Raw genomic sequence first — 19,560 nt, 5'->3', positions numbered from 1 at the left:
GCCATGCTAACTACATAAGAAAGCGTCGTGAAATTCGTTTTAATTCTAAGCTAATATGTATTTTGCGCATTTATAGCGAACAACGTTATGTCCAATAGTAATATTTAGTTGGATTAGATATGCCGAGGTCAACGTTTCCAGGAATCGAGGCTGAAGCCTCTCCTACATGGAACGGGCTGGGAACGGCGGAGTGCGCGGTACGCCGCCATGCCCTTATGCCCCTACGCGCTGCGCCACCATCTCGCCAAACTCGCTAACCGGCACTTGCAGGTTGCCGAGAAAGCGCGGGTGCACCAACCACAGGTCAATCACCGGTTTGAAATCACTCACCGGCACCACCGCCAGCCGCGCGCGGTGGCTGCTGTTTTCCAGCAACGGCATCGGCACCAAGCCGTACCCCAGCCCGTTGGCGATCAAGCCCAACTGCAACTCCGTGCCAAAGGTTTCCAGATTGACCTTCAGCGACAGCCCCTCGGCACTTAGCGCGCGCTGCAAGCCCGCGCGGAAACCACAACCGTCGGGGTTCAACACCCAGCCGCGCTGGTAACAGTCGGCCAGCTTGTAGCTGCGTTTACGCACCTCGTCCTTGGCGGCGACCACCACCAGGTTCATCCGCGCCAGCGAGCGGCCGACCATGCCTTCGGGGAATACCTTGCCCGCCGGAAACAAGGCCGCCACGGCATCGAGCTCACCGTTCTCGATCTTGCCCAGCAAATGGCTGCCCCAACCGGTGGACACCTGCGCCTGGAGCTCCGGATACAGGGTTTTCAACTGGCTCAGGGCATCCAGCAACACCACGTCGCCAATGGTCTGCGGCACGCCCAGGCGCAGGGTGCCGGTGGGGGCCGAATCGCTTAGCACCAGCTCACGCAACGCACCCATCTCGCGCTGCACGTTGAGGCACTGTTCGTACACGCGCATGCCCAGCGAAGTGGGCTTGAGGGGTTTGGTGTTGCGGTCCAGCAGGTTGGCGCCCAAGTCGTCCTCGAAGTTCTGCACCCGCCGGGTGATCGCCGGCTGGGTGAGCTGCAATGTTTCCGCAGCCTGACTGATGGACTGACAACGGATGACCGCCACGAACGCATCGATATCGTCTATCTTCATTCTTTTTTCACATAATAAAGTAGTGGAAAAATACCAGATAAGAATAATACCTTTCGCCTTCAGGGTGTACAGCAACTTCACCAACTGGAGGGAACCATGGCACAAAATGTAAATGCCGCACGTTTACGCGGCTTTATCGGCGCATTGGCCGAACTGTTGCACACGCAACCCGAGGAGCCGGTTTTGCTTGAGCGCGGCGCTCGGTTGCTGAGCGAGTTGGTCAGCCACGACGATTGGCTGCCTGCCGAGTTCGCCCAACCCAGCCCCGAGCGTTACCAACAATACGTGCTGCACGTGGATTCGGCGCAGCGCTTCAGTGTGGTGAGTTTTGTCTGGGGCCCGGGCCAGGCGACGCCGGTGCACGACCACCGCGTGTGGGGGCTGATCGGCATGCTGCGCGGCGCAGAAGACGCCCAGGCGTTTCGGCGTGACAGCAGCGGCGCCCTGCACGCCCTCGGCACGCTGCAACGGTTGCTGCCAGGCCAGGTGGAAGCGGTGTCGCCGCGCATTGGCGATATCCATCAAGTGCGCAACGCCTTCAGCGACCGCCCCTCCATCAGCATTCATGTCTATGGCGGCAACATCGGCGCCTTGCAGCGCGCGGTGTACCTGGCCGACGGCAGCGAGAAGGCCTTTATCTCCGGTTATTCCAACCAACACTTGCCCAATATCTGGGACCTGTCCAAAGAGAACCCCGCGCCATGAGTGAATTCTCCCAACGTAGCTATGCCGACCTGCGTACCGCCCTGCTCGCCCGCGAGGAACTGGCCTTGCTGGACGTGCGCGAAGAAGCGCCGTTCGCCGAAGCCCACCCGCTGTTCGCCGCCAACCTACCCTTGTCGAAACTGGAGCTGGAAATTTTTGCCCGCGTGCCGCTTCGCCATACGCCGATTACCGTCTACGACAATGGCGAAGGCCTGGCCGAGCGTGCGGCCCAACGCCTGCACGCGTTGGGCTACAGCAACGTGGCCTTGCTGGCCGGTGGGCTGCGTGGCTGGCAGGCGGCCGGTGGCGAGCTGTTCCAGGACGTAAACGTGCCGAGCAAGGCGTTTGGCGAGCTGGTCGAAAGCCAGCGTCATACGCCGTCTCTCGGGGCTGAAGAGGTACAGGCGCTGCTGACCGCCCAGGCCGATGTGGTGGTGCTGGATGCGCGGCGCTTCGACGAATACCAGACCATGAACATTCCCGGCTCCATCAGCGTTCCGGGGGCCGAATTGCTACTGCGCGTGCGTGAGCTGGCGCCGAACCCGGCCACTCAGGTGATCGTCAATTGCGCCGGGCGCACCCGCAGCATCATTGGCACCCAGTCGCTGGTGAATGCCGGCATCCCCAACAAGGTCGCCGCACTGCGCAACGGCACCATCGGCTGGACCCTTGCCGGGCAAACCCTGGAGCACGGGCAGAACCGCCGCTTTGAACTGACGCCGCCCAGCCACCTCGATGCCGCCCGAAAAGCCGCGCAACAGGTGGCCGAAAAAGCCGGCGTTGCCGAGGTCAGCCTGGAAGTTCTGCAGCAGTGGCAAGCCGACAGCAGCCGCACCACCTATGTGTTTGACGTGCGCACCGCGGCCGAATACGAGGCGGGGCATTTACCCACTGCGCGCTGGGTAGAAGGCGGCCAGTTGGTGCAGGAAACCGACCACGTCGCCAGCGTGCGTGGTGCACGCGTGGTGCTGGTGGACAGCGAGGGGGTACGGGCAAAAATGAGCGCGTCCTGGCTCGCGCAAATGGGCTGGGAGGTGTGGGCGCTGGCCCCCCAACCGGCCGAACGGTTCGACGCCATCGGCCCCTGGCAGGCGCCGCTGCCGCCCGTACCGGCGGTAGCCGAAATCAGCGTAGCCACCTTGCGCGCCTGGCAGCAAACGCCCGGCACACTGGTGCTCGATTTCACCGCCAGCGCCAACTACGTCAAACGCCATATCCCCGGTGCGCATTGGGTGCTCCGAGCCCACTTGCGCGAGGCCCTGGAGCATTTGCCGGTAGCCGAACGCTACGTACTCACCTGCGGCAGCAGCCTGCTCGCACGCTTTGCCGCGGCTGATTTGCAGGCCCTGACCCAGGTGCCCGTGCACGTACTGGAAGGCGGCACCGGTGCCTGGATCGAAGCGGGCCAGGCGCTGGAACACGGCGAAACCCACCTTGCCTCGCCGCGTATCGACCGCTATCGCCGCCCCTACGAAGGCACCGACAACCCGGTGGCCGCCATGCAGGGATACCTCGACTGGGAGTACGGCCTGGTGGCGCAACTGGGGCGCGACGGCACCCATGGTTTTTACGTTATTTAGTGCTTTTGCGGGCGGCGTTGACGGACGCCGCCCGGCGGGTGATGGCGCAGGTGTTCAGGTGTGACGCGCACAACACCTGCGGATTTCTTTGTTTGTAAAGCATGTGCCCTTTGTGCAGATTGAACGACTCGTGCAGATGACCTGAAAGAATGGGTTTGTTTTGAGGACGGGGCACCCTACCCGTTGCTTGAGGGGAACCTGGCAAATCGTCTGATACCGTCTGCCTTATCTGTGTGTGTGCAAAGGAGTGCCTATGAAATACGCAATGCTGTTCGCTCTGGCTCTATGGGCCAGCTATTCCAACGCTCAGGTCTACAGTTGCAAAACCCCTGACGGGAAAACCACTTTTCAAGCGCAGCCTTGTGAGAGCGGGCAGATTCAGACGGAACAAAAGTCGGCCCCCAAGGGCGCAAGCCTTAATCCACCGGGTTGCGACCATCCACTGCTGGGGCACTGGCGGTTAACGCATATCTCGGAGGTGCTGGACAAAGACCTTATCGCCAGCGACTCGCAGAAATGGACGTTTTCCCCGGATGGGATGGTGGAGAACGACGGCTTCATCAAGCAGGACTTTCCTTATACCTGCTCCGGGAGTGAGGTTGTCTTCAAGTCCGCGATGGAGAACAAGTTGGAAATTGTCCGTAGTACGGCAACCTCTATGGTTTGGCACAGCATCGATTTTACTGGCTACCTCTACGTCGAACGCTGAGGCCGGCTGAGGCGTTTGGACTCGGTGCTGGCGGTTGTATGCAGGGGTTTCGTTATTGGCCGATTGGCTGTCCAATACATGCACAGTCTTCGGCCAAAGCGGTCCTGTGGCGAATAAATGCCTTCATTTGCTTTTTTAGAACCACGCACTGTGTTTACTGCGGTGCTGTTTTGGCTATTGGCGTCTTCATGGATGGCACGATTGGTCGAATCCCACTAAACCCACCCACTCGCCGCCAACGGTCCCCTGCCCCATGAAAACCCGCCTGCCCTGGCTCGCCCTCTTGCTCATAGCCGGCCTCGGCGCTTCAACGTTGTGCGTGGCCCAAAGCCTGGCTCCGGAAAACCATCGGGTCAGCGTGCGCGTGCTGGACCCCGCTGCCCCGCCGCTGAGCCAATGGCGGGTCAAGGTGTATGTCAGCTATCGACCACTGGTGGAGGGCTCGCCCAATACCACTGAAACCACCACCTCGCGCGCCAACTGCGCCACGCCCTCGCGCTTCGGATCCATAGTGCCGTCATTCAAAACCTGCACCGTCACGCGCAACCGTGAGGTGCAACGCATGCTGCCGGCCGCACAAATGAAAGCGGCCGGCCCGAACACGTTGAACCTGGACGTCGCCCCGGTGATTGAGGATCACGGTGGCACGTTCGCCATCGCCGATCTGGTGCTGGCCTATATGACGTGCGCAAAAGGCTGCGAGGACCAGCGCATGGATATTCGCCTGAGCTGTTACGCCGACGACGTCGATCACGGCGAGGTACTGGCCGATGGCGTGGTGCTCAGCTACTCACGCGGCGCGAAAGCCCACCCTGGGGTGGCGGATTGCGGGTTGCGGCTGGGCGATGAAACCACCTGGTCGAACCGCGATACGGTGATCGCGCGGATTCGCGGGCATTTTGCTGACGAGCAGCAAATGGTCAGCCACGACCTGCTCAGTACGTTTCCGGCGATTCCAACGCCCGACAACCGCTGGGTCTGGAACGCGGCACGGGGCAATAACGACCTCAGCGACTACTGCGCCATTCCCGAGCAACAGAGCTACGTGAACAGCACCTACTACGCCACGCTGCCGCCTGCGGTGGGCTGGCCGTACCAGCATAAAACCGAGGTGTACGTCACCAGCAAACCCAGTGGCGAGGTGTGCACCATCTGGCTGACCGGCACCGGCGATGAAAGCTATATGCGCTATTTCTACAACTTTGCCGACGGCCAGTTGGTGAAGGCCTACACCATGGATGAACCCGACGACGTCAGCCGCGAATGGCGTTGGGTGAACGGCGAACCGTGGGAATTCACCCGCCGCCAGGTGCCCGACTCGATTGCCGGGCACGATGCCATTTTGTATTGGCATAAAACCGCGGCGCAGCTGTGGCCCAAGCGTATGGACTACCAGCCGAACCTCAAAGAATTCGCGGCTTTGAGGGCGTTTGCGCAGCAGTTGTATGTGCGTTTTCCGGCGAAGGAGAACGCAGGCGAAGGGCCGCAGTGAGCGGATAGCCATAGTCATTTGTGAAGGAGAAAGGGGACGGATTCTGTCCCCTTTTCTGCTGGCTTGCGGGTTGCCTTTTTCAGGCCTGGCCAATCGCGTCTGAAGCCGCTCCTACAGGAGGGTGCGCCAACATCCGCCGTGGCAGGTCTGGTGGAACGGCGGATATCGTCTGCGCCGATATTCGCCCTACGGGTTACCGAGCGGCTCGCCAGCGGCCGGACTCAGCCGCACCCGCACTACCCGCCGCTCCGCTACCGCGATCACCTGCAACCGCCAGCCCGCCCACTGCACGTCGTCGCCCACCAGCGGCAGGCGATCCAGCAAACTCATCACCAGTCCGGCCACGGTCTGGTAGTCGTCCGTGGGGGTGGCTTCGAAGCCGATACGTTCGCGCACCAGGCTCAGGTTGAGCGCGCCGCTCACCAGGTAGGCGCCCTGTTCTTCGACGATGTCCGGGCCGTCGATTTCACTGGCGTCGGGCAGCTCGCCGGCGATGGATTCGAGGATGTCGGTCATAGTCAGAATGCCGATAAAGTCGCCGAATTCACTCACCACAAAGGCGATGTGGGTCGACTGTTGGCGCATCTGTTCCAGGGCGTTGAGGATGGTGAAGTGCTCCAGCAGGTTGATGGCCTGGCGCGCCACGGTTTCCAGTTCGGGCTGGTTGCCGGCGAGCATTTCCTTGAGCAGTTCTTTTTTGTGCACGAAGCCCAGCGGCTCGTCGATGCGCCCTTCGCGAATCAGCGGCAAGCGTGAGTAGGACGAGTGCATGAGTTTTTCGCGGATCGCCTGCGGGCTGTCGGCCACGTCGAGGTACACCACGTCGGCACGCGCGGTCATGGCGGCGCGCACCGGGCGTTCGGCCATTTGCAGCACGCCGCTGATCATCACCCGCTCGCGGCGGTTGAACACCGGCTCGCTGTCTTCGCCGCCCACCAGGTCGACGATTTCCTCGCCCACCTCGTCGGCGTTCAGCGCGCGACCGCCGAGCAGGCGCATCACCGCATGGGCGGTTCGGGCGCGCATCGGTCGTTGGCCTTGCACTGAGCGCTTGCGCCCGCGACGGGCCAGTTGGTTAAACAGCTCGATCAGAATCGAGAAGCCAATGGCGGCATACAGGTAGCCCTTGGGAATATGAAAGCCCAAGCCTTCGGCCGCGAGGCTGAAGCCGATCATCATCAAAAAGCCCAGGCACAGCATGATCACCGTGGGGCGGGCGTTGACGAAAGCGGTCAGCGGTTTGCTGGCGACGATCATCAGGCCGATAGACACCACCACCGCAATCATCATCACGGCCAGGTGTTCAACCATGCCCACTGCAGTGATCACCGCATCGAGCGAGAACACCGCATCGAGCACCACAATCTGCGCGACGATGGGCCAGAACAGGGCGTAACCAGCACCGGCGCTGCGTTCGGCAATATGGCCTTCGAGGCGTTCATGCAACTCCATGGTTGCTTTGAACAGCAGGAAAATGCCGCCGAACAGCATGATCAGGTCTCGGCCGGAGAAGCTTTTCCCCCACACCTCGAGCAACGGCTCAGTGAGCGTCACCATCCAGGAAATACTGGCCAGCAGGCCCAGGCGCATGATCAGCGCTAGCGACAGGCCGATCACCCGCGCACGGTCACGCTGCTCGGGTGGCAGTTTGTCGGCGAGGATGGCGATAAAAACCAGATTGTCGATGCCGAGCACCAACTCCAGCACGATCAGAGTGAGCAGGCCTAGCCAGGCCGTGGGGTCTGCGATCCATTCCATGCTGATCAGACTCCCCGCGTGGCAGGGCAAGCGCGGCGCAGGCGTTCTAAGCTGCGTAGGCGCGCCATCGGGCGAGCGCCCGGAGGGGTGAGGGTTGTGTATCTACTGGGAGGATCTTGGGGGGCGTTCATTTCGGCCTGGAACTGATTTCGGGAGGGAATCCTACCTTTACATAGGCTTTTTCGTACGCCGCCAAGTATTTCGAAATCTGTAACGCCCCGGTTTAGGTCCTCACGCGGGTTTGCATGGCGGCGACACCAGAGGGCTAACATCGCGGGCCACGGCGCTGATCAAACGCCTCCGCTACGCTGCGCGGAACGAAGCTAAAAGGGGACGGATTTATTTATGCTGCTCTAATGTTCTAACGGGTAGGAACTTAGAGTATGAAAAATAAATCTGTCCCCCTTTTCTTCCCTGATAAGGCTTTTAGACGGCAGGCGACTAAGGCAGGCGATGAGTTGATCTGGGACAAATCCTGACCTTTGAGTCAGCTTATATTATTGCCATCTGGTGCTCACTTGACGAAATCGTTGAGGTGCCACCATGACGGTCGCTGAGACCAAGGCATCCCATGAACCACTCTCCTGTCACGGCACGATCATTCATCAGGAAACTCCTCGCGTCGGTGGTTTCGTTCGCAAGGCGACGTCCACCACTCCTAGCAGAGCTCGAAGCTGCGGTTCGCAATCATGAATTCATCGTCCACTACCAACCCATAATTAATCTCAGATTAGGGCGATGCCTCGGTGCAGAGGCGCTGGTACGTTGGCGCAAATCGGATGGAACTATGGCGAGGCCCGATTCATTCCTCCCTCTTGCGCAAGAGAGCGGTTTAATCCGTCCAATTACTGACCAGATTATTGAGCGCGTAATGCGTGATATGGGAGCCATGCTTGCTGCCGACCGCTCCCTGCACATTGCGATAAACCTTGCCGCTTCAGAAGTGTGCAGTGGTCGGTTCCTACCAGGACTCCAGCAACACATGAAGTCATTCAATGTGCTTCCTGGCCAGGTTTGGTTGGAGACAACCGAGGGTGGATACATGCATCACCAGTCTGCGAAGTTGACGCTCAGAAAAGCTCGCGCCCTAGGCCACATAGCTGCTGTGGAAGACTTTGATATTGGCTCTTCCAGCTTGCAGTCGATGGGGCAGCTACCGCTCGATGCGTTGAAAATCGATAAGGCTTTTGTAAATGGAATTGGAATGGATGGCTCTGTCGAATCACTCGTTAGTGACGTGATTGAGATGGCGACTACTCTAAAGCTTTTCGTCGTGGCCGAAGGAGTCGAGACTCGAGAACAGCTCGACTACCTTCGGGCTTACAACGTGCACTTTGCTCAGGGTGATCTTTTCGCTAAGGCTCTGCCTATAGAGGCTTTCGAGCAGTACTACCGTGGTGAGACTGAAGATTGCAGGGAAGCACGTGATGTATTCGGGCTTTTTCCATCATTCGGCGGGTAGCCTCCCATCTGGGGGAGAGCCTGTTAGAAACAGCTAACCGAGTCAAGTAGGCCGCTGCAAAGTCACGGCGGACATGAGTGGCCTCAGGAGCATTAGGAAACTCACCCTAGCGAATCAGAGGGAACGCGTAGCGTTAAGACGGCTTCTGGCCGTACGCAGTCTTTCCCGACGAGCTATTTTCGGCCAGAGGTGGGCCTATCCATCGCCGTAATATTCACAGTTGTTTATCGCCCAGTTGGCATGCTAAATCCGAAAAGGGGACGAGCTAGAAGGGACGGATTTATTTATGCTGCTCTATTGTTCTAACAGGCAGGAACTTAGGGCATGAAAAATCAATCTGTCCCCTTTTCTTTCCGTTTTGTAAGTCGACTAGGCCCACACTGACAGGCGTTGCACGAGCGACACAGACATTGGATTTCGAAACACTGGCTGGTAGCTCGAAGCTCCTTGCTCCCGCGACCGGTTGACTCAGCCGGCCCCTTTAAATTCAAAAACTGGAACAGGCAATGCAGTCAAACCACTGGTCCGCAAGAGCTGATAGAACTTCACGCATCGTTCTTTCCATTTTCGGCGTCACTAGCTTGGTCGTGCTGGTTATTACGCTGTGCGGCGAATCCGGCTTTTCTCTCTGGGGACAACTGTCGCTAGCTGCTCTGGCACTTACCTGTTTTTGGACGAGCTGGTTCGCTAAACCAAAGTTCCGGGAGGAACTCGCGCATCTTTTGCCTTGGCTATAAGGCGAATTAAGCGCTCCATCTCAAAATCCGCGAGAAGCTTCCTGGACTTGGTTGCGATCAAAATGGACGGGGGTCGATTGCCAAAAATGCTCCGTCCTTTTCTGACCGATAACGCCCTGTCATGACCGGCTGCAATCGGCTAGTAGCGGGCGTCCGAGAGCAGACCTTTTAACCGATTCGTGCGTTACTGTTACTGCTGAAGTGCTTAATCATCATGCGGCCTCACTGGCAATTGCCTGCTCAAGCTGCTCGAGGCGAGCTTTCACCTCTGGATGAGACCCAACCCAGAGGCTGCCGAGATACTACTTCACACTTCTTGAGCCAAGCAGTCGTTTTATACCTGGGGTATCTCGGGCTTGAAGGAGATCATGTGCAAGCCCCTGGATCTCTTCGCTCCGGCTGGCATTTGGCTGCCCATACTCAATGTTGTAGTTCCAAACTCGTTGAATCTCTTTGATAAGTTTGCCAGCGGCATTGGCGCTTGCAGTGCGAGTTCGGGGCATTTCCTGTACCTGGTTACTAGCGAAATGGGCACGGATTTATTTTCAGCTTTGAAGCTATCAATCACTGTCCACGGAGGTCCGCCTCTGGCCGATTGCAGACTGCTGTGCGGTTGAAATCTGCCAATGAGCTAAAAGTGGACGGATTTATTTATGCTGCTCTAATGTTCTAACGGGTAGGAACTTAGAGTATGGAAAATAAATCTGTCCCCTTTTCTTCCTCTTTTTCCGTAACAGAGAGAACCTGAAGTAAAAAGTCGTGACGCGCTGCCTGCAGGCGGTTCGTGTATATTTTGCCCATTGCCGGCCTCGCAGACGGCCGGGAACGTTGACTCAGGAGTACCAATGAATAAGGAACGTCATGCCTCCCATCAGAACCAACGCCGTCGCAAACCGTTGGAGAGGGACGCGAATCATGGGCAGTGACAACCTAGTGAAAGTCGTTCTACAGCAGACGTATGAAGACGGCGCTCACCCCGAAGTGGAAACGCCTTGGGCTGAGTCGCTGGGCAACGACCTGTACCAACTAAAAAACTTCCCGTTCACATTTTATGGACTGTCGTTTGACGACATTTTTGAGGCTCGGCCGTGCCCGGAAGATGACGACGAAAGACCGCACTTCGTTAAAGTTGTCGAGAAGTCGGGCCATAAGACCGTCCGAATAATTCTCGATGAGCCCTTAAGAGAGTCCGAGCAGTCTCGACAAATACTTGAGCAGCTAAAGAAGTTCGATTGCGGCTACGAAGGTGACGGTTACCGTTCCTTCACAATCAACATTCAGCCGCACTGCGACTTTTGGGAAGTCTGTCATTTCCTGACGGATAGCGATGTCGATTGGGAACACGCCGACCCCACCTACGAAGAGCTGCATCCACAAGTACCTGGGTGAGGCGACTTGCCAACCGCGCCCTAGGGCTTCAACGAGCTAAAGGGGACGGATTTATTTATGCTGCTCTAATGTTCTAACGGGTAGAAACTTAAAGTATGAAAAATAAATCTTTCCCCTTTTCTTTAGAGAAGTAAAAATAAATCTGAACCGCCTCCTTTTCACCGCTCTTAGCGATACCTATATCTCGTGCCCAAACTGTCTGAAATAGCGCCTTATCAGCGACTTCTTTTTCCTGCTGAGGGCAAAATATTCGTTATTAAGCGCGCTAGTGATACAGCTCGGCACCACTTCAGCACCAAGTTCCAGCAACGCAATAATAGTTTCCAAGTACCCGTGATCAACGGCGTCTATCAGCGCGTACGCTGGGATTGGCGAGCCCAGCCCCCTAAGCAACCTGACTTCTTCATGCAAATTTTCGACTGAGAGCCAGTGCAGTACGTTCTCGCCGGTCCAGTTCGTCTCGTAAAGCAACGCTGGATTTTCGGCAACAATAGAAGGGACTTTATGGGGTTCATTCAGAACAGCGTCTAAAAGCACATCAAACCCGTGGGTTCGACCTCGTATAAGCGCGTCATAGCGAGGGGGTAAAACTTTAGCTCTCATGAAAATGGCGGTTCTGCACCGCAATCAGGAAAATAACCGTCGAGTCTGACGATTCAGGCATTCAGAGCGCCTAGCAAGCGTGCGCCCTCGGCGGAAATTACGGGGAAATGCTGAATCTGTCCAGACAGAAGAAATGGAGATTTCTTTTCTTCACTTTGAAAGCCCGCTATTGACCGATTGCTGCCGTTGGCGACCGGCAGCAATCGGCCAATAGCGGTCATTTGACTGGCTCAATCGGAGGCGAGTAAAACGCCTGGATTATCTGGTGAGTGCGTTCGGCTCATCCCCCGTTTGCCATCTATTTATCAAGGACTGATGCAGTGTTAGACGAACCCATTTTCGAATCCCTTCCCACCTCTGAAGATTTCTACTACGACGGCGAGTGTGATGAAAAATGGGCCAGAGAACACTACCTCGGCAAAGACATCGAATTTGCCCGAAAGCGCTATTACACGCACTGCTCGCTGTCCGTTCTTCATGACTGGAGCCACGTGGGCCCTTTGGCCTTGCGCTTTTACATACTGGGTGCGTGCAGGTACTTGCAGGAAGCGGGAGCCAGGGATGACATTGATGTTTACAACGGGCTAGCGAATCTCCTCCTGAGAAAGCTCATAGAGCACCCAAAGGAGTTGGCGTTCATTGCAGCTTACGTCGCCGAGTTTTCTCAGTGGGCGCTGAAGAATCACGAGAAATTCAGAGTTATCGAACACGAGCATATCTACGGGGACGTCATCCAGAAATACCGGGATCTGCAAAAGCTTGCCGAGGACTTGAAGGGATGAACCACCCCCGCTTTCATACACGCTATGACCGCTTCTGGCCGATTCTGTTGAAAAAGTAGCGGCCTCCCCATGCCGTTGGCAAAATTGCTTTGTCAGCGAGCGTGGAGGCGAACAGCATGATGGGACAGTTACCGGGAGGACAGCAGCGTCTGTTCTACTCGTTCAACCTGGAAGATCACGTCCCGCCCCAACACCTCCTGCGCAGCATCGACCAGTGCCTGGATCTCAGTGATCTGCGTGCCTACCTGGCGGATTTTTATAGCCCCATCGGGCGTCCCTCGATTGACCCGGAGTTGATGGTACGCATGCTGGTCGTCGGCTACTGCTATGGCATTCGTTCCGAGCGGCGATTGTGCGAAGAAGTGCACCTGAACCTGGCCTATCGCTGGTTCTGCCGGCTGGGTCTGGAAGACGAAGTCCCAAATCACTCGACCTTCTCGAAGAATCGCCATGGGCGTTTTCGTGACAGCGATCTGTTCCGCTGGTTATTCAATGAGGTGCTGCGGCGCTGCATGGCAGTCGGGCTAGTCAAGGGTGAAGGTTTCGCCGTCGACGCCAGCATCATCAAGGCGGATGCCAGTCGGCAACGTGGGGTGGCGGGAGATGAGGTCGATTGGAACGATCCAAAGCTCAGCAGCCGCGCAGTGCGCGAGTACCTCGAAGCCCTTGATGAAGAGGCGCTGGTTGAGGCTCTTCCCAAGAAAATTTCGCTCACAGATCCTCAGTCCCGTTGGACAGCAGCGCCAGGTGGCCCGGCCTTTTTTGCCTACTCCACGAATTACCTGATCGACACTGAACACGGTGTGATCATGGACGTGGAGGCTACCCCGGCGCACCGTACCGCCGAAGTCGATTCGACCAGGACGATGGTGGCACGTGTCGAATCGCAGTTCGACCTCACGCCGGAACGACTCATCGGTGATACCGCTTATGGCACTGCCCCGATGCTGGCCTGGATGGTCGAAGAAAGGAACATCGAACCGCATGTGCCGGTGTGGGACAAAACCGAGCGCAAGGACGACAGTCTCTCCAGTAACAACTTCCTCTGGAATCCGGAGGCCAATGAATACCGCTGCCCAGCCGGCAAACCACTACGCAGTGAATGGCGTGCCTTCACCCAGCAACGGTCTCGGGTGACCAAGGCCAACACCATCATCTACCGCTCCAGCCAAAGCGACTGCGCCACCTGTCCGCTGAAAGCGAAGTGCTGCCCCAATACCACATTCCGCAAGATCGCTCGGAGCATCCATGAAGCGGCCCGTGACGTGGCGCGAAGCATCGCCAAGACACCGGAATACCTCGTCTCTCGTTGCGAACGGAAGAAGGTGGAGATGCTGTTCGCCCACCTCAAACGGATCATGAAACTCGACCGTTTACGACTGCGTGGACTGACGGGTGCGACTGACGAATTCACCTTGGCCGCGACTGTGCAAAACCTGAGACGTATGGCCAAGCTGCTGCCTCACGGGCCACCGATCACGGGATAGGTATGCCTGCTACGAGCAGAAACCCTCAAATTAACCCTTAAACCTGAGCAAGGACGCTCAGTGAAACGCCGGAAGGCAACTTGAAGTGGCTTGCAGCCACTTCGACAGCAGGCACTCATGACCGGTTGGCTGCCGCTGAAGCTACTTTTTCAACAGAATCGGCCGATTGCTGCCGGTCGCCAACGGCAGCAATCGGCCAAAAACGGCCGTTCTGAGTAGAGGAATGACTTAGCTTCATTGCGCAATCTATCCCCAGCCCAATAATCATAGGAAACGCATGGACGTCGACGAGGCTGAACACGAAGAGAAATGGGCGAGAAAACGGGCGAAAACTTATGCCAGTCGCCGGCGGAAAAACCAAATCATCCGGAAAATGGAGCGGCAACTTGCCCAGGAGGTTTGCCAACTTCGCGCTGACACTAAGTACTCTCAATGTGAACTACAGAACGTGCGCAGCAGCCTAGAGTGGCTTATAAGCTGGCGGATAAAGAATTGCGTTAACCAGACGCCGATGTGGTGTGACGGCATCGAAACGCTGACTATTGCCGGCAGCGGCGGCATTATTTTTCACCTGGACGCACAAGCCATTATTGGCCCTGAAAGCGACGTTACTAATCTATATCGATGTCAGTTGAAAGGTAGCTTTGTACTGTCCAGAAACCTCAAAGAAATAAAGCAGTACTGCCTACGTCTTACGGGTAACGACCACGTTTACGTTCTTAGCAAAAACAGGTGATCGAGCTTAAAGGCGTCAGATTTATTATGCGGTTCTAATGTTCTGACGGGTAGGAACTTAGCGATTCATAACGGGCACATACCCTGTTCTGACTAACGCTTCGGCTGACTGCCGTTCAGGTGTCCGCGGACCAATACCCATACGTGCGAAGCACCTGATCAAACGGATCGTTATCGGCTAGGTAAGGCGTCCTTGTTTCAACCACATGCTCAAGGAAGGCCGCTACCGCCCGGCGCTGGCGTTGGGAGCAATAGCTTACAAGGGCGTTGCGCGCACCGTTTCCCTCAAGGTGGTGAATCAGCTGCATCAGGTAGGGGCTGTCGTCTGCCGAGCCTTGCAAAGCAAACTGCGCAAGGCTCGGCAGGTAGTAGGCCTTGCCCTGCGCGGAGCAGAACCCTATAGGGTCCCAGCCTGGGTTGGCGACGTGATCGACCGTAAGCGTTTCACGATCATGGCTCACCAGCACCGCGTCATGTTCGGCGCATTCTTCGCAGTGCAGATAGTTGCAAAAGTGTTGGGGGCGTTCGACGTTGGCGAATGCTGCAACAATGTTTGCGATGACTTGGGAATCCGTACTCATCAGTAGCCTACCGCCTCACCACCACCCGTTATCGCCTTCCACGTTTTTCTTATAGAAATCGATATTGGCGCGCATGCCGTAAATCGCAGAAAGGCCAAAGTGCAGGGAACGGGCAATCAGGCCAAAGCCAAAGTGCTCAAGAATGAGCCCGGCGATCACAATCACCACCGCACCCAGCGCAAAGTAAACCAGGCCGCGTTTCCACATGCCTTTGACCGCGTAGTAAATGGGCCCGAAGAAAAACGCCAGGAAGTTCAGGCTCATGGCCTTCTGCCGTTCGTGCCGGGGCAGTTGTTTGAAGTTGGGCAGTTTCGATCCGCCGGCGTGAGAAATGGCGATAAAGCGTTCTTTCCACTTTGGCGATACGTCCAGCGCGTTGATACGCGTCTGGGACAGTGTCTCGCCCGCTACGCCGAGGTCGGAGGCAGGCGGTGCATAGGGGTTTGGCGATTCCATGGGACGTCCTTGTGTAGGCCAGGCAGTTGTCGCGGCGCAGTATGCGGCGGCAGTCTTGCTCACGACAACGGGGCTCCCCGCATTTGGTAAGGGCCCGGCTGATTGAGCGCCTGTAGCGATTTGCTTGATCGCAAGATCGCGATGGGTTTCGCCTTTGGCTCAACCCATCTTACGAAGTGATAGCAACGTCAAGCGTTTAAGGCCGCTTAACCGCACGCAGAAGTTTTCACACGGCCCGTAAGCCCCTGCTTTTGTTCTACGCCAGCCTTACGGCGCGGCCGCTACAGAATATCGTCCACCACGCCACCATCCACTCGCAGTGCCGCACCGCTCGTGGCGGAGGCCTGGGTGGAGCAGATGTACACGACCATATTGGCTACTTCATCCACGTTCGCGGCGCGCTGTATCAGCGAGGTGGGCCGGTGTGCCATCACAAATTCGGCGGCCACGGCTTCCAGGGTTTTGCCGGTTTTGGCGCGTTGCTCTTCGAGCATCACGGCCAGCCCGTCGGACAAGGTTGGCCCGGGCAGCACGCTGTTCACGGTGACGCCGCTGCCAGCGACACGCTTGGCCAGGCCACGCGACAGGGAGATCTGGGCGGTTTTGGTGACGCCGTAGTGCACCATGTCGGCCGGAATATTGCGGCCCGATTCGGAAGAGATAAACACCACCCTGCCCCAGCCGCTCTTGACCATGGCCGGCACCAGCGCGCGGCTCAGGCGTACGCCGGACATCACGTTGGTTTGCCAGTAGGTTTCCCAGGTGTCGTCGTCGGTTTCGAAGAAATCGACCAGGCCATAGATGCCGGCGTTGTTGACCAGAATGTCCACGGCCGGCAATCCGGCGAGCAAGGTGTCGGCGCCAGCCGCATCGCCGAGGTCTGCCACCACGCCGGTGAGGGTGGCGTCGGGCGCGGCTTCGCGCAGGCGCGCCAGGGCTTTTTGCACGGAGCCGTCGCTGCGGCCGTTGATGATCACGGCGGCGCCAGTGAGTGCCAGGCCGTGGGCGATGGCATAGCCGATGCCGCCGGTTGAGGCGGTTACCAGTGCGGTTTTGCCGGTGAGGTCGATATGCATGAAATGTCCCCGATTAGCGCCGGGTGTTGGCCGGCGGGTTGGTTTGGTCGGAGAAAAGCGTAGTCGGCTTTCAGCAACACAAGCGGCTGGCGCGGGCCGTTTTCAAGCGAATTCCGGTGGAAGCCGAGCGGCCACCTCGGCCCAGCAGCGGGCGATCTCTTTTCGTACACTGCCGCCCCAGCCTTTGCGCGCGGGGCCTGGCATTACCTGGAGGTTTTCCAGCAGCCAGGCGTCGGACCAACCGGCCCATTCGCCGGCCACGCTGCGCAGGTTGGCGGCCAGCACTGGGAACACTTCGGCCCACAGAATGTGCTGTACCTGCTCGGGGGAATAGCCGGTCTCAAGCACCACGCGGGCGATATAGGTGAAGGTCTGGTCGTCGATATCGGTGTCGAGAAAGAGCGAGGAAAACGCCCGCCAGAGGGCCAGACGCCGAGGCTCAACGCTGGCCATTTTCTATGCCCTGCTCTGCGCGTCAGGCACGGGCGCCGGGCGTACCGCGGGCGTTTTTCTTCAGCAGGATATCGGACGCTTCGTTGTAGGCACGCTGGAAGGCGTCGCCGCCAATCCACTCCACAGCGGTGTCTTCGTCTTCGTTGTGGAACAAGCCACGGTAGGTGATAAGCAGGCCCATCATAAAGTCGGTGGCGGCGTCTTGCGCTTCTTCGGCAATCACCAGTTCCAGCACCGGGTATTGCAGAAACACCACGCACATGGCCAGCAGGCTGATGCTCTCGCCGGCTTTCATGGCTTGGAACAGGTCGTCGAAGTCGGCGGGGTCAAAGCCGTTTTCTTCGATGTCTTTGAAGTCGAAGGTGCTGAGGTCGATCTCCACGTCATCGAACGGTTCATCAATCAGCGGGTTGGCCAGCACCGGGTGCACGACAGCGGCTTTGCCCTTGCCCATGCGGTTCTGCTTGGCTTTGGCTTTTGCTCGCTGGGCGCGTTTGTGTTGTTTGTCGGGAGAGGCCATGGCGGCAGGTTCCTTGCGGTGCAGCCATGTGCATGGCCGGGCTATTCGGGTGCATATTGTAGTAAGGGCAATGACGATCGGGCACCGTTTTATTTTTCCGGCGCCCGCCTATTGCTGACGCGCAGTGGGAAGCGTAACCCGCCAAAACACCCACGCCAGCGCACTAATTCCCGCCCCCAGCCCACACACCGCGCCCCAGCCCCACAGCGCATACACATGGGTGGCGGCCGCCGCGCCCACGGCACTGCCGAGTGAGTAAAAGCACATATACGCGCCCACCAGGCGGCTGTGGGCATCGGGCCGGGCGGCGAAAATCAGGCTCTGGTTGGTGACGTGCACGGCCTGTACGGCGAAGTCGAGCAGCAGTACGCCGAGCACCAGGGCCAGCAGTGAGGTGTGCAGTAAGGCGGTGGGCAGCCAGGACAGCGTGAGCAGTACCAGTGCAATGCCGGTAACCCGCTGGCCCAGGCCTTTGTCGGCCCAGCGCCCTGCCCGGCTGGCGGCCAGCGCACCGGCAATGCCAGCCAGCCCGAACAGGCCGATCTGGGTGTGTGACAGGGCAAATGGCGCGGCGCTCAGGGGCAACACCATGGACGTCCACAGTACGCTGAAGGCGGCAAAAATCAGCATCGCCAGCACGCCGCGTACCTGCAAGGTGCGCTCGCTGCCGAGCAGGGTGAACACTGAGCGCAGCAAGGCGAAATACGAGCCGGTGTGGCTGGGTTGGCTGGGTTGGCTGGCAGCCGGCAGGGCTTTCCAGAGCAGCGCGGCGGCAACCAACATCAGGGCCGACGACACGAAATACACGGCGCGCCAGCCGGCAAAATCGGCAATAAGCCCGGCGCTCAAACGCGCCAGCAGTATGCCCAGCACTATACCGCTGGTCACCGCCCCTACCACCTGCCCACGCTGTTGCGGGCTGGCCAGCGCGGCGGCGTAGGCCACCACCACTTGCACCAGTACCGCCAGCAGGCCCACCAACATCAGCGCGGCCAGCAAGGTCGCCCACTGCTGGGCCATGCCCACCACCGCCAGGGCCAGTGCCGACAGCAGCAACTGGCCCACCACCAGCACATTGCGGTTAATCAGGTCGCCCAACGGCACGATCAACAGCAGCCCCAGCGCGTAACCCAACTGCGTTGCGCTTACCACGGCGCCGATACTCGCCGGCGCGACGGCCAGGCTCTGGGCGATGGCGTCCAGCAACGGTTGGGCGACATACACGTTGGCCACCGCCAGCGCGCAGGTCACGGCAAATAACAGGGTTAGCGGGGTGGTGATGGCGGCGGGCTCGGCGGCCGCAGAAGTTTTTGCGCGCATGGCATGTCCATGGTGTTTAATGAGGTTTCAAATTGAAACCAGAGTCTGCATTGTCAGCCACTCTGGTTTTTATCTGCAACCAGTTTTATCCGGCAGGCAGGTTCGAATGAGCGAGCAACTAGCGGAACAACCCGGCGAATGCCCAGTGGCGCGTGCGCTGGAGGCGATTGGTGATCGCTGGTCATTGATGATTTTGCGTGATGCCTTTGACGGCATTCGGCGCTTCAGCGAGCTGCAAAAAAGCCTGGGCGTGGCGAAAAATATTTTGGCTGCGCGCCTGAAAGCGCTGGTGGAGATCGGCGTGCTGGAGGTGCGCCCGGCATCCGATGGCAGCGCGTACAAGGAGTACGTGCTGACCGAACAAGGCCACGCGGTATTTCCCATCGTGGTTAGCCTGCGCCAATGGGGCGAGCGGTTTCTGTTTGCACCGGGTGAAACCCATTCGGTGTTGCTGGATAACGAGAACGCCCAGCCACTGCTGCCGCTGGAGGTGCGCTCGGCGAGCGGCGCGCTTATCGGGCCACAGGAGTGTCATCGTCAGCGGGTGGTGAAGAAGCGGCGGCGCCAAAAAACATCGCCCTCCACCCGCAGCGAGTAACCATTCAGGCGGC

At 58.3% G+C, this 19,560-nt stretch carries 18 protein-coding genes; 10 read left to right on the top strand and 8 right to left on the bottom strand.

What is annotated here, in order from left to right; genetic code table 11:
* Positions 1–213: 213 nt before the first annotated feature.
* The gene (locus tag PKE98_RS08145) at positions 214–1,104 is read right to left on the bottom strand and encodes a LysR family transcriptional regulator (RefSeq protein ID WP_271194761.1); all 891 of its coding nucleotides are present in this window, start codon (positions 1,102–1,104) and stop codon (positions 214–216) included.
* A 96-nt stretch (positions 1,105–1,200) separates the two neighbouring features.
* Between PKE98_RS08145 and PKE98_RS08140 the strand changes: the two genes are divergently transcribed.
* From PKE98_RS08140 to PKE98_RS08125, 4 genes are all read left to right on the top strand, one after another.
* The gene (locus tag PKE98_RS08140; RefSeq protein WP_271194760.1) at positions 1,201–1,809 is read left to right on the top strand and encodes a cysteine dioxygenase family protein; all 609 of its coding nucleotides are present in this window, start codon (positions 1,201–1,203) and stop codon (positions 1,807–1,809) included.
* Positions 1,806–3,389: a rhodanese homology domain-containing protein gene (locus PKE98_RS08135; protein WP_271194759.1), complete on the top strand. Its 1,584-nt coding sequence runs from the start codon at positions 1,806–1,808 to the stop codon at positions 3,387–3,389. The genes PKE98_RS08140 and PKE98_RS08135 overlap by 4 nt, the downstream gene beginning before the upstream one ends.
* Positions 3,390–3,642: 253 nt before the next feature.
* Positions 3,643–4,098, top strand: a complete 456-nt coding sequence (locus PKE98_RS08130) for a DUF4124 domain-containing protein (protein WP_271194758.1) — start codon at positions 3,643–3,645, stop codon at positions 4,096–4,098.
* A 253-nt stretch (positions 4,099–4,351) separates the two neighbouring features.
* Positions 4,352–5,590, top strand: coding sequence for a hypothetical protein (locus tag PKE98_RS08125; RefSeq protein ID WP_271194757.1), 1,239 nt, complete (start codon positions 4,352–4,354; stop codon positions 5,588–5,590).
* 186 nt (positions 5,591–5,776) lie between these two features.
* Here PKE98_RS08125 and PKE98_RS08120 read toward each other — a convergent pair whose 3' ends face one another.
* Positions 5,777–7,348, bottom strand: coding sequence for a TerC family protein (locus PKE98_RS08120; protein WP_271194756.1), 1,572 nt, complete (start codon positions 7,346–7,348; stop codon positions 5,777–5,779).
* A 571-nt stretch (positions 7,349–7,919) separates the two neighbouring features.
* On the opposite strand from PKE98_RS08120, the gene PKE98_RS08115 reads away from it, so the two are divergent.
* From PKE98_RS08115 to PKE98_RS08095, 5 genes are all read left to right on the top strand, one after another.
* The gene (locus tag PKE98_RS08115; RefSeq protein WP_271194755.1) at positions 7,920–8,810 is read left to right on the top strand and encodes an EAL domain-containing protein; all 891 of its coding nucleotides are present in this window, start codon (positions 7,920–7,922) and stop codon (positions 8,808–8,810) included.
* Between the two features lie 1,652 nt (positions 8,811–10,462).
* Positions 10,463–10,936, top strand: coding sequence for a DUF4265 domain-containing protein (locus PKE98_RS08110; RefSeq protein WP_271194754.1), 474 nt, complete (start codon positions 10,463–10,465; stop codon positions 10,934–10,936).
* A 923-nt stretch (positions 10,937–11,859) separates the two neighbouring features.
* On the top strand, positions 11,860–12,321 hold the full coding sequence (locus PKE98_RS08105) for a hypothetical protein (protein ID WP_271194753.1): 462 nt from the start codon (positions 11,860–11,862) through the stop codon (positions 12,319–12,321).
* Between the two features lie 116 nt (positions 12,322–12,437).
* Positions 12,438–13,808 (top strand): transposase, encoded by a 1,371-nt coding sequence (locus PKE98_RS08100; protein WP_271194752.1) that lies wholly within the window; start codon positions 12,438–12,440, stop codon positions 13,806–13,808.
* A gap of 277 nt (positions 13,809–14,085) precedes the next feature.
* Positions 14,086–14,544 (top strand): hypothetical protein, encoded by a 459-nt coding sequence (locus PKE98_RS08095; RefSeq protein ID WP_271194751.1) that lies wholly within the window; start codon positions 14,086–14,088, stop codon positions 14,542–14,544.
* Between the two features lie 115 nt (positions 14,545–14,659).
* Here the strand turns inward: PKE98_RS08095 and PKE98_RS08090 are convergent, their stop codons facing one another.
* The 6 genes from PKE98_RS08090 to PKE98_RS08065 form a co-directional block, all read right to left on the bottom strand.
* Entirely contained in the window at positions 14,660–15,124 is a 465-nt protein-coding gene (locus tag PKE98_RS08090; protein ID WP_271194750.1) for a DUF6714 family protein, read from the bottom strand.
* A gap of 15 nt (positions 15,125–15,139) precedes the next feature.
* Complete coding sequence (locus PKE98_RS08085; protein WP_271194749.1) at positions 15,140–15,580, bottom strand: DUF2628 domain-containing protein; 441 nt, start codon at positions 15,578–15,580, stop codon at positions 15,140–15,142.
* A gap of 281 nt (positions 15,581–15,861) precedes the next feature.
* Positions 15,862–16,656: an SDR family NAD(P)-dependent oxidoreductase gene (locus PKE98_RS08080; protein ID WP_271194748.1), complete on the bottom strand. Its 795-nt coding sequence runs from the start codon at positions 16,654–16,656 to the stop codon at positions 15,862–15,864.
* 102 nt (positions 16,657–16,758) lie between these two features.
* Positions 16,759–17,109, bottom strand: coding sequence for a DUF7079 family protein (locus tag PKE98_RS08075; protein ID WP_271194747.1), 351 nt, complete (start codon positions 17,107–17,109; stop codon positions 16,759–16,761).
* A 22-nt stretch (positions 17,110–17,131) separates the two neighbouring features.
* On the bottom strand, positions 17,132–17,629 hold the full coding sequence (locus PKE98_RS08070; protein WP_271194746.1) for a hypothetical protein: 498 nt from the start codon (positions 17,627–17,629) through the stop codon (positions 17,132–17,134).
* Between the two features lie 108 nt (positions 17,630–17,737).
* Positions 17,738–18,949, bottom strand: a complete 1,212-nt coding sequence (locus PKE98_RS08065) for an MFS transporter (RefSeq protein ID WP_271194745.1) — start codon at positions 18,947–18,949, stop codon at positions 17,738–17,740.
* Positions 18,950–19,055: 106 nt separating this feature from the next.
* Here PKE98_RS08065 and PKE98_RS08060 point away from each other — a divergent pair, with 106 nt between their 5' ends.
* Positions 19,056–19,547 carry a winged helix-turn-helix transcriptional regulator gene (locus tag PKE98_RS08060; RefSeq protein WP_271194744.1) on the top strand — a complete coding sequence of 164 codons (492 nt, stop codon included), beginning with the start codon at positions 19,056–19,058 and terminating at the stop codon, positions 19,545–19,547.
* The last annotated feature ends 13 nt before the right edge of the window (positions 19,548–19,560 follow it).

The sequence above is a fragment of the Pseudomonas turukhanskensis genome (assembly GCF_027922365.1).
In the GTDB taxonomy this organism is placed as follows: Bacteria; Pseudomonadota; Gammaproteobacteria; order Pseudomonadales; family Pseudomonadaceae; genus Aquipseudomonas; species Aquipseudomonas turukhanskensis.
This window is presented reverse-complemented; position numbering and strand designations above follow the sequence as displayed.

Coding starts and splice junctions, on each gene's coding strand:
- PKE98_RS08145 (WP_271194761.1), bottom strand. CDS start 1,104: ATGAAGATAGACGATATCGATGCGTTCGTGGCGGTCATCCGTTGTCAG.
- PKE98_RS08140 (WP_271194760.1), top strand. CDS start 1,201: ATGGCACAAAATGTAAATGCCGCACGTTTACGCGGCTTTATCGGCGCA.
- PKE98_RS08135 (WP_271194759.1), top strand. CDS start 1,806: ATGAGTGAATTCTCCCAACGTAGCTATGCCGACCTGCGTACCGCCCTG.
- PKE98_RS08130 (WP_271194758.1), top strand. CDS start 3,643: ATGAAATACGCAATGCTGTTCGCTCTGGCTCTATGGGCCAGCTATTCC.
- PKE98_RS08125 (WP_271194757.1), top strand. CDS start 4,352: ATGAAAACCCGCCTGCCCTGGCTCGCCCTCTTGCTCATAGCCGGCCTC.
- PKE98_RS08120 (WP_271194756.1), bottom strand. CDS start 7,348: ATGGAATGGATCGCAGACCCCACGGCCTGGCTAGGCCTGCTCACTCTG.
- PKE98_RS08115 (WP_271194755.1), top strand. CDS start 7,920: ATGAACCACTCTCCTGTCACGGCACGATCATTCATCAGGAAACTCCTC.
- PKE98_RS08110 (WP_271194754.1), top strand. CDS start 10,463: ATGGGCAGTGACAACCTAGTGAAAGTCGTTCTACAGCAGACGTATGAA.
- PKE98_RS08100 (WP_271194752.1), top strand. CDS start 12,438: ATGATGGGACAGTTACCGGGAGGACAGCAGCGTCTGTTCTACTCGTTC.
- PKE98_RS08095 (WP_271194751.1), top strand. CDS start 14,086: ATGGACGTCGACGAGGCTGAACACGAAGAGAAATGGGCGAGAAAACGG.
- PKE98_RS08090 (WP_271194750.1), bottom strand. CDS start 15,124: ATGAGTACGGATTCCCAAGTCATCGCAAACATTGTTGCAGCATTCGCC.
- PKE98_RS08085 (WP_271194749.1), bottom strand. CDS start 15,580: ATGGAATCGCCAAACCCCTATGCACCGCCTGCCTCCGACCTCGGCGTA.
- PKE98_RS08080 (WP_271194748.1), bottom strand. CDS start 16,656: ATGCATATCGACCTCACCGGCAAAACCGCACTGGTAACCGCCTCAACC.
- PKE98_RS08075 (WP_271194747.1), bottom strand. CDS start 17,109: ATGGCCAGCGTTGAGCCTCGGCGTCTGGCCCTCTGGCGGGCGTTTTCC.
- PKE98_RS08070 (WP_271194746.1), bottom strand. CDS start 17,629: ATGGCCTCTCCCGACAAACAACACAAACGCGCCCAGCGAGCAAAAGCC.
- PKE98_RS08065 (WP_271194745.1), bottom strand. CDS start 18,949: ATGCGCGCAAAAACTTCTGCGGCCGCCGAGCCCGCCGCCATCACCACC.
- PKE98_RS08060 (WP_271194744.1), top strand. CDS start 19,056: ATGAGCGAGCAACTAGCGGAACAACCCGGCGAATGCCCAGTGGCGCGT.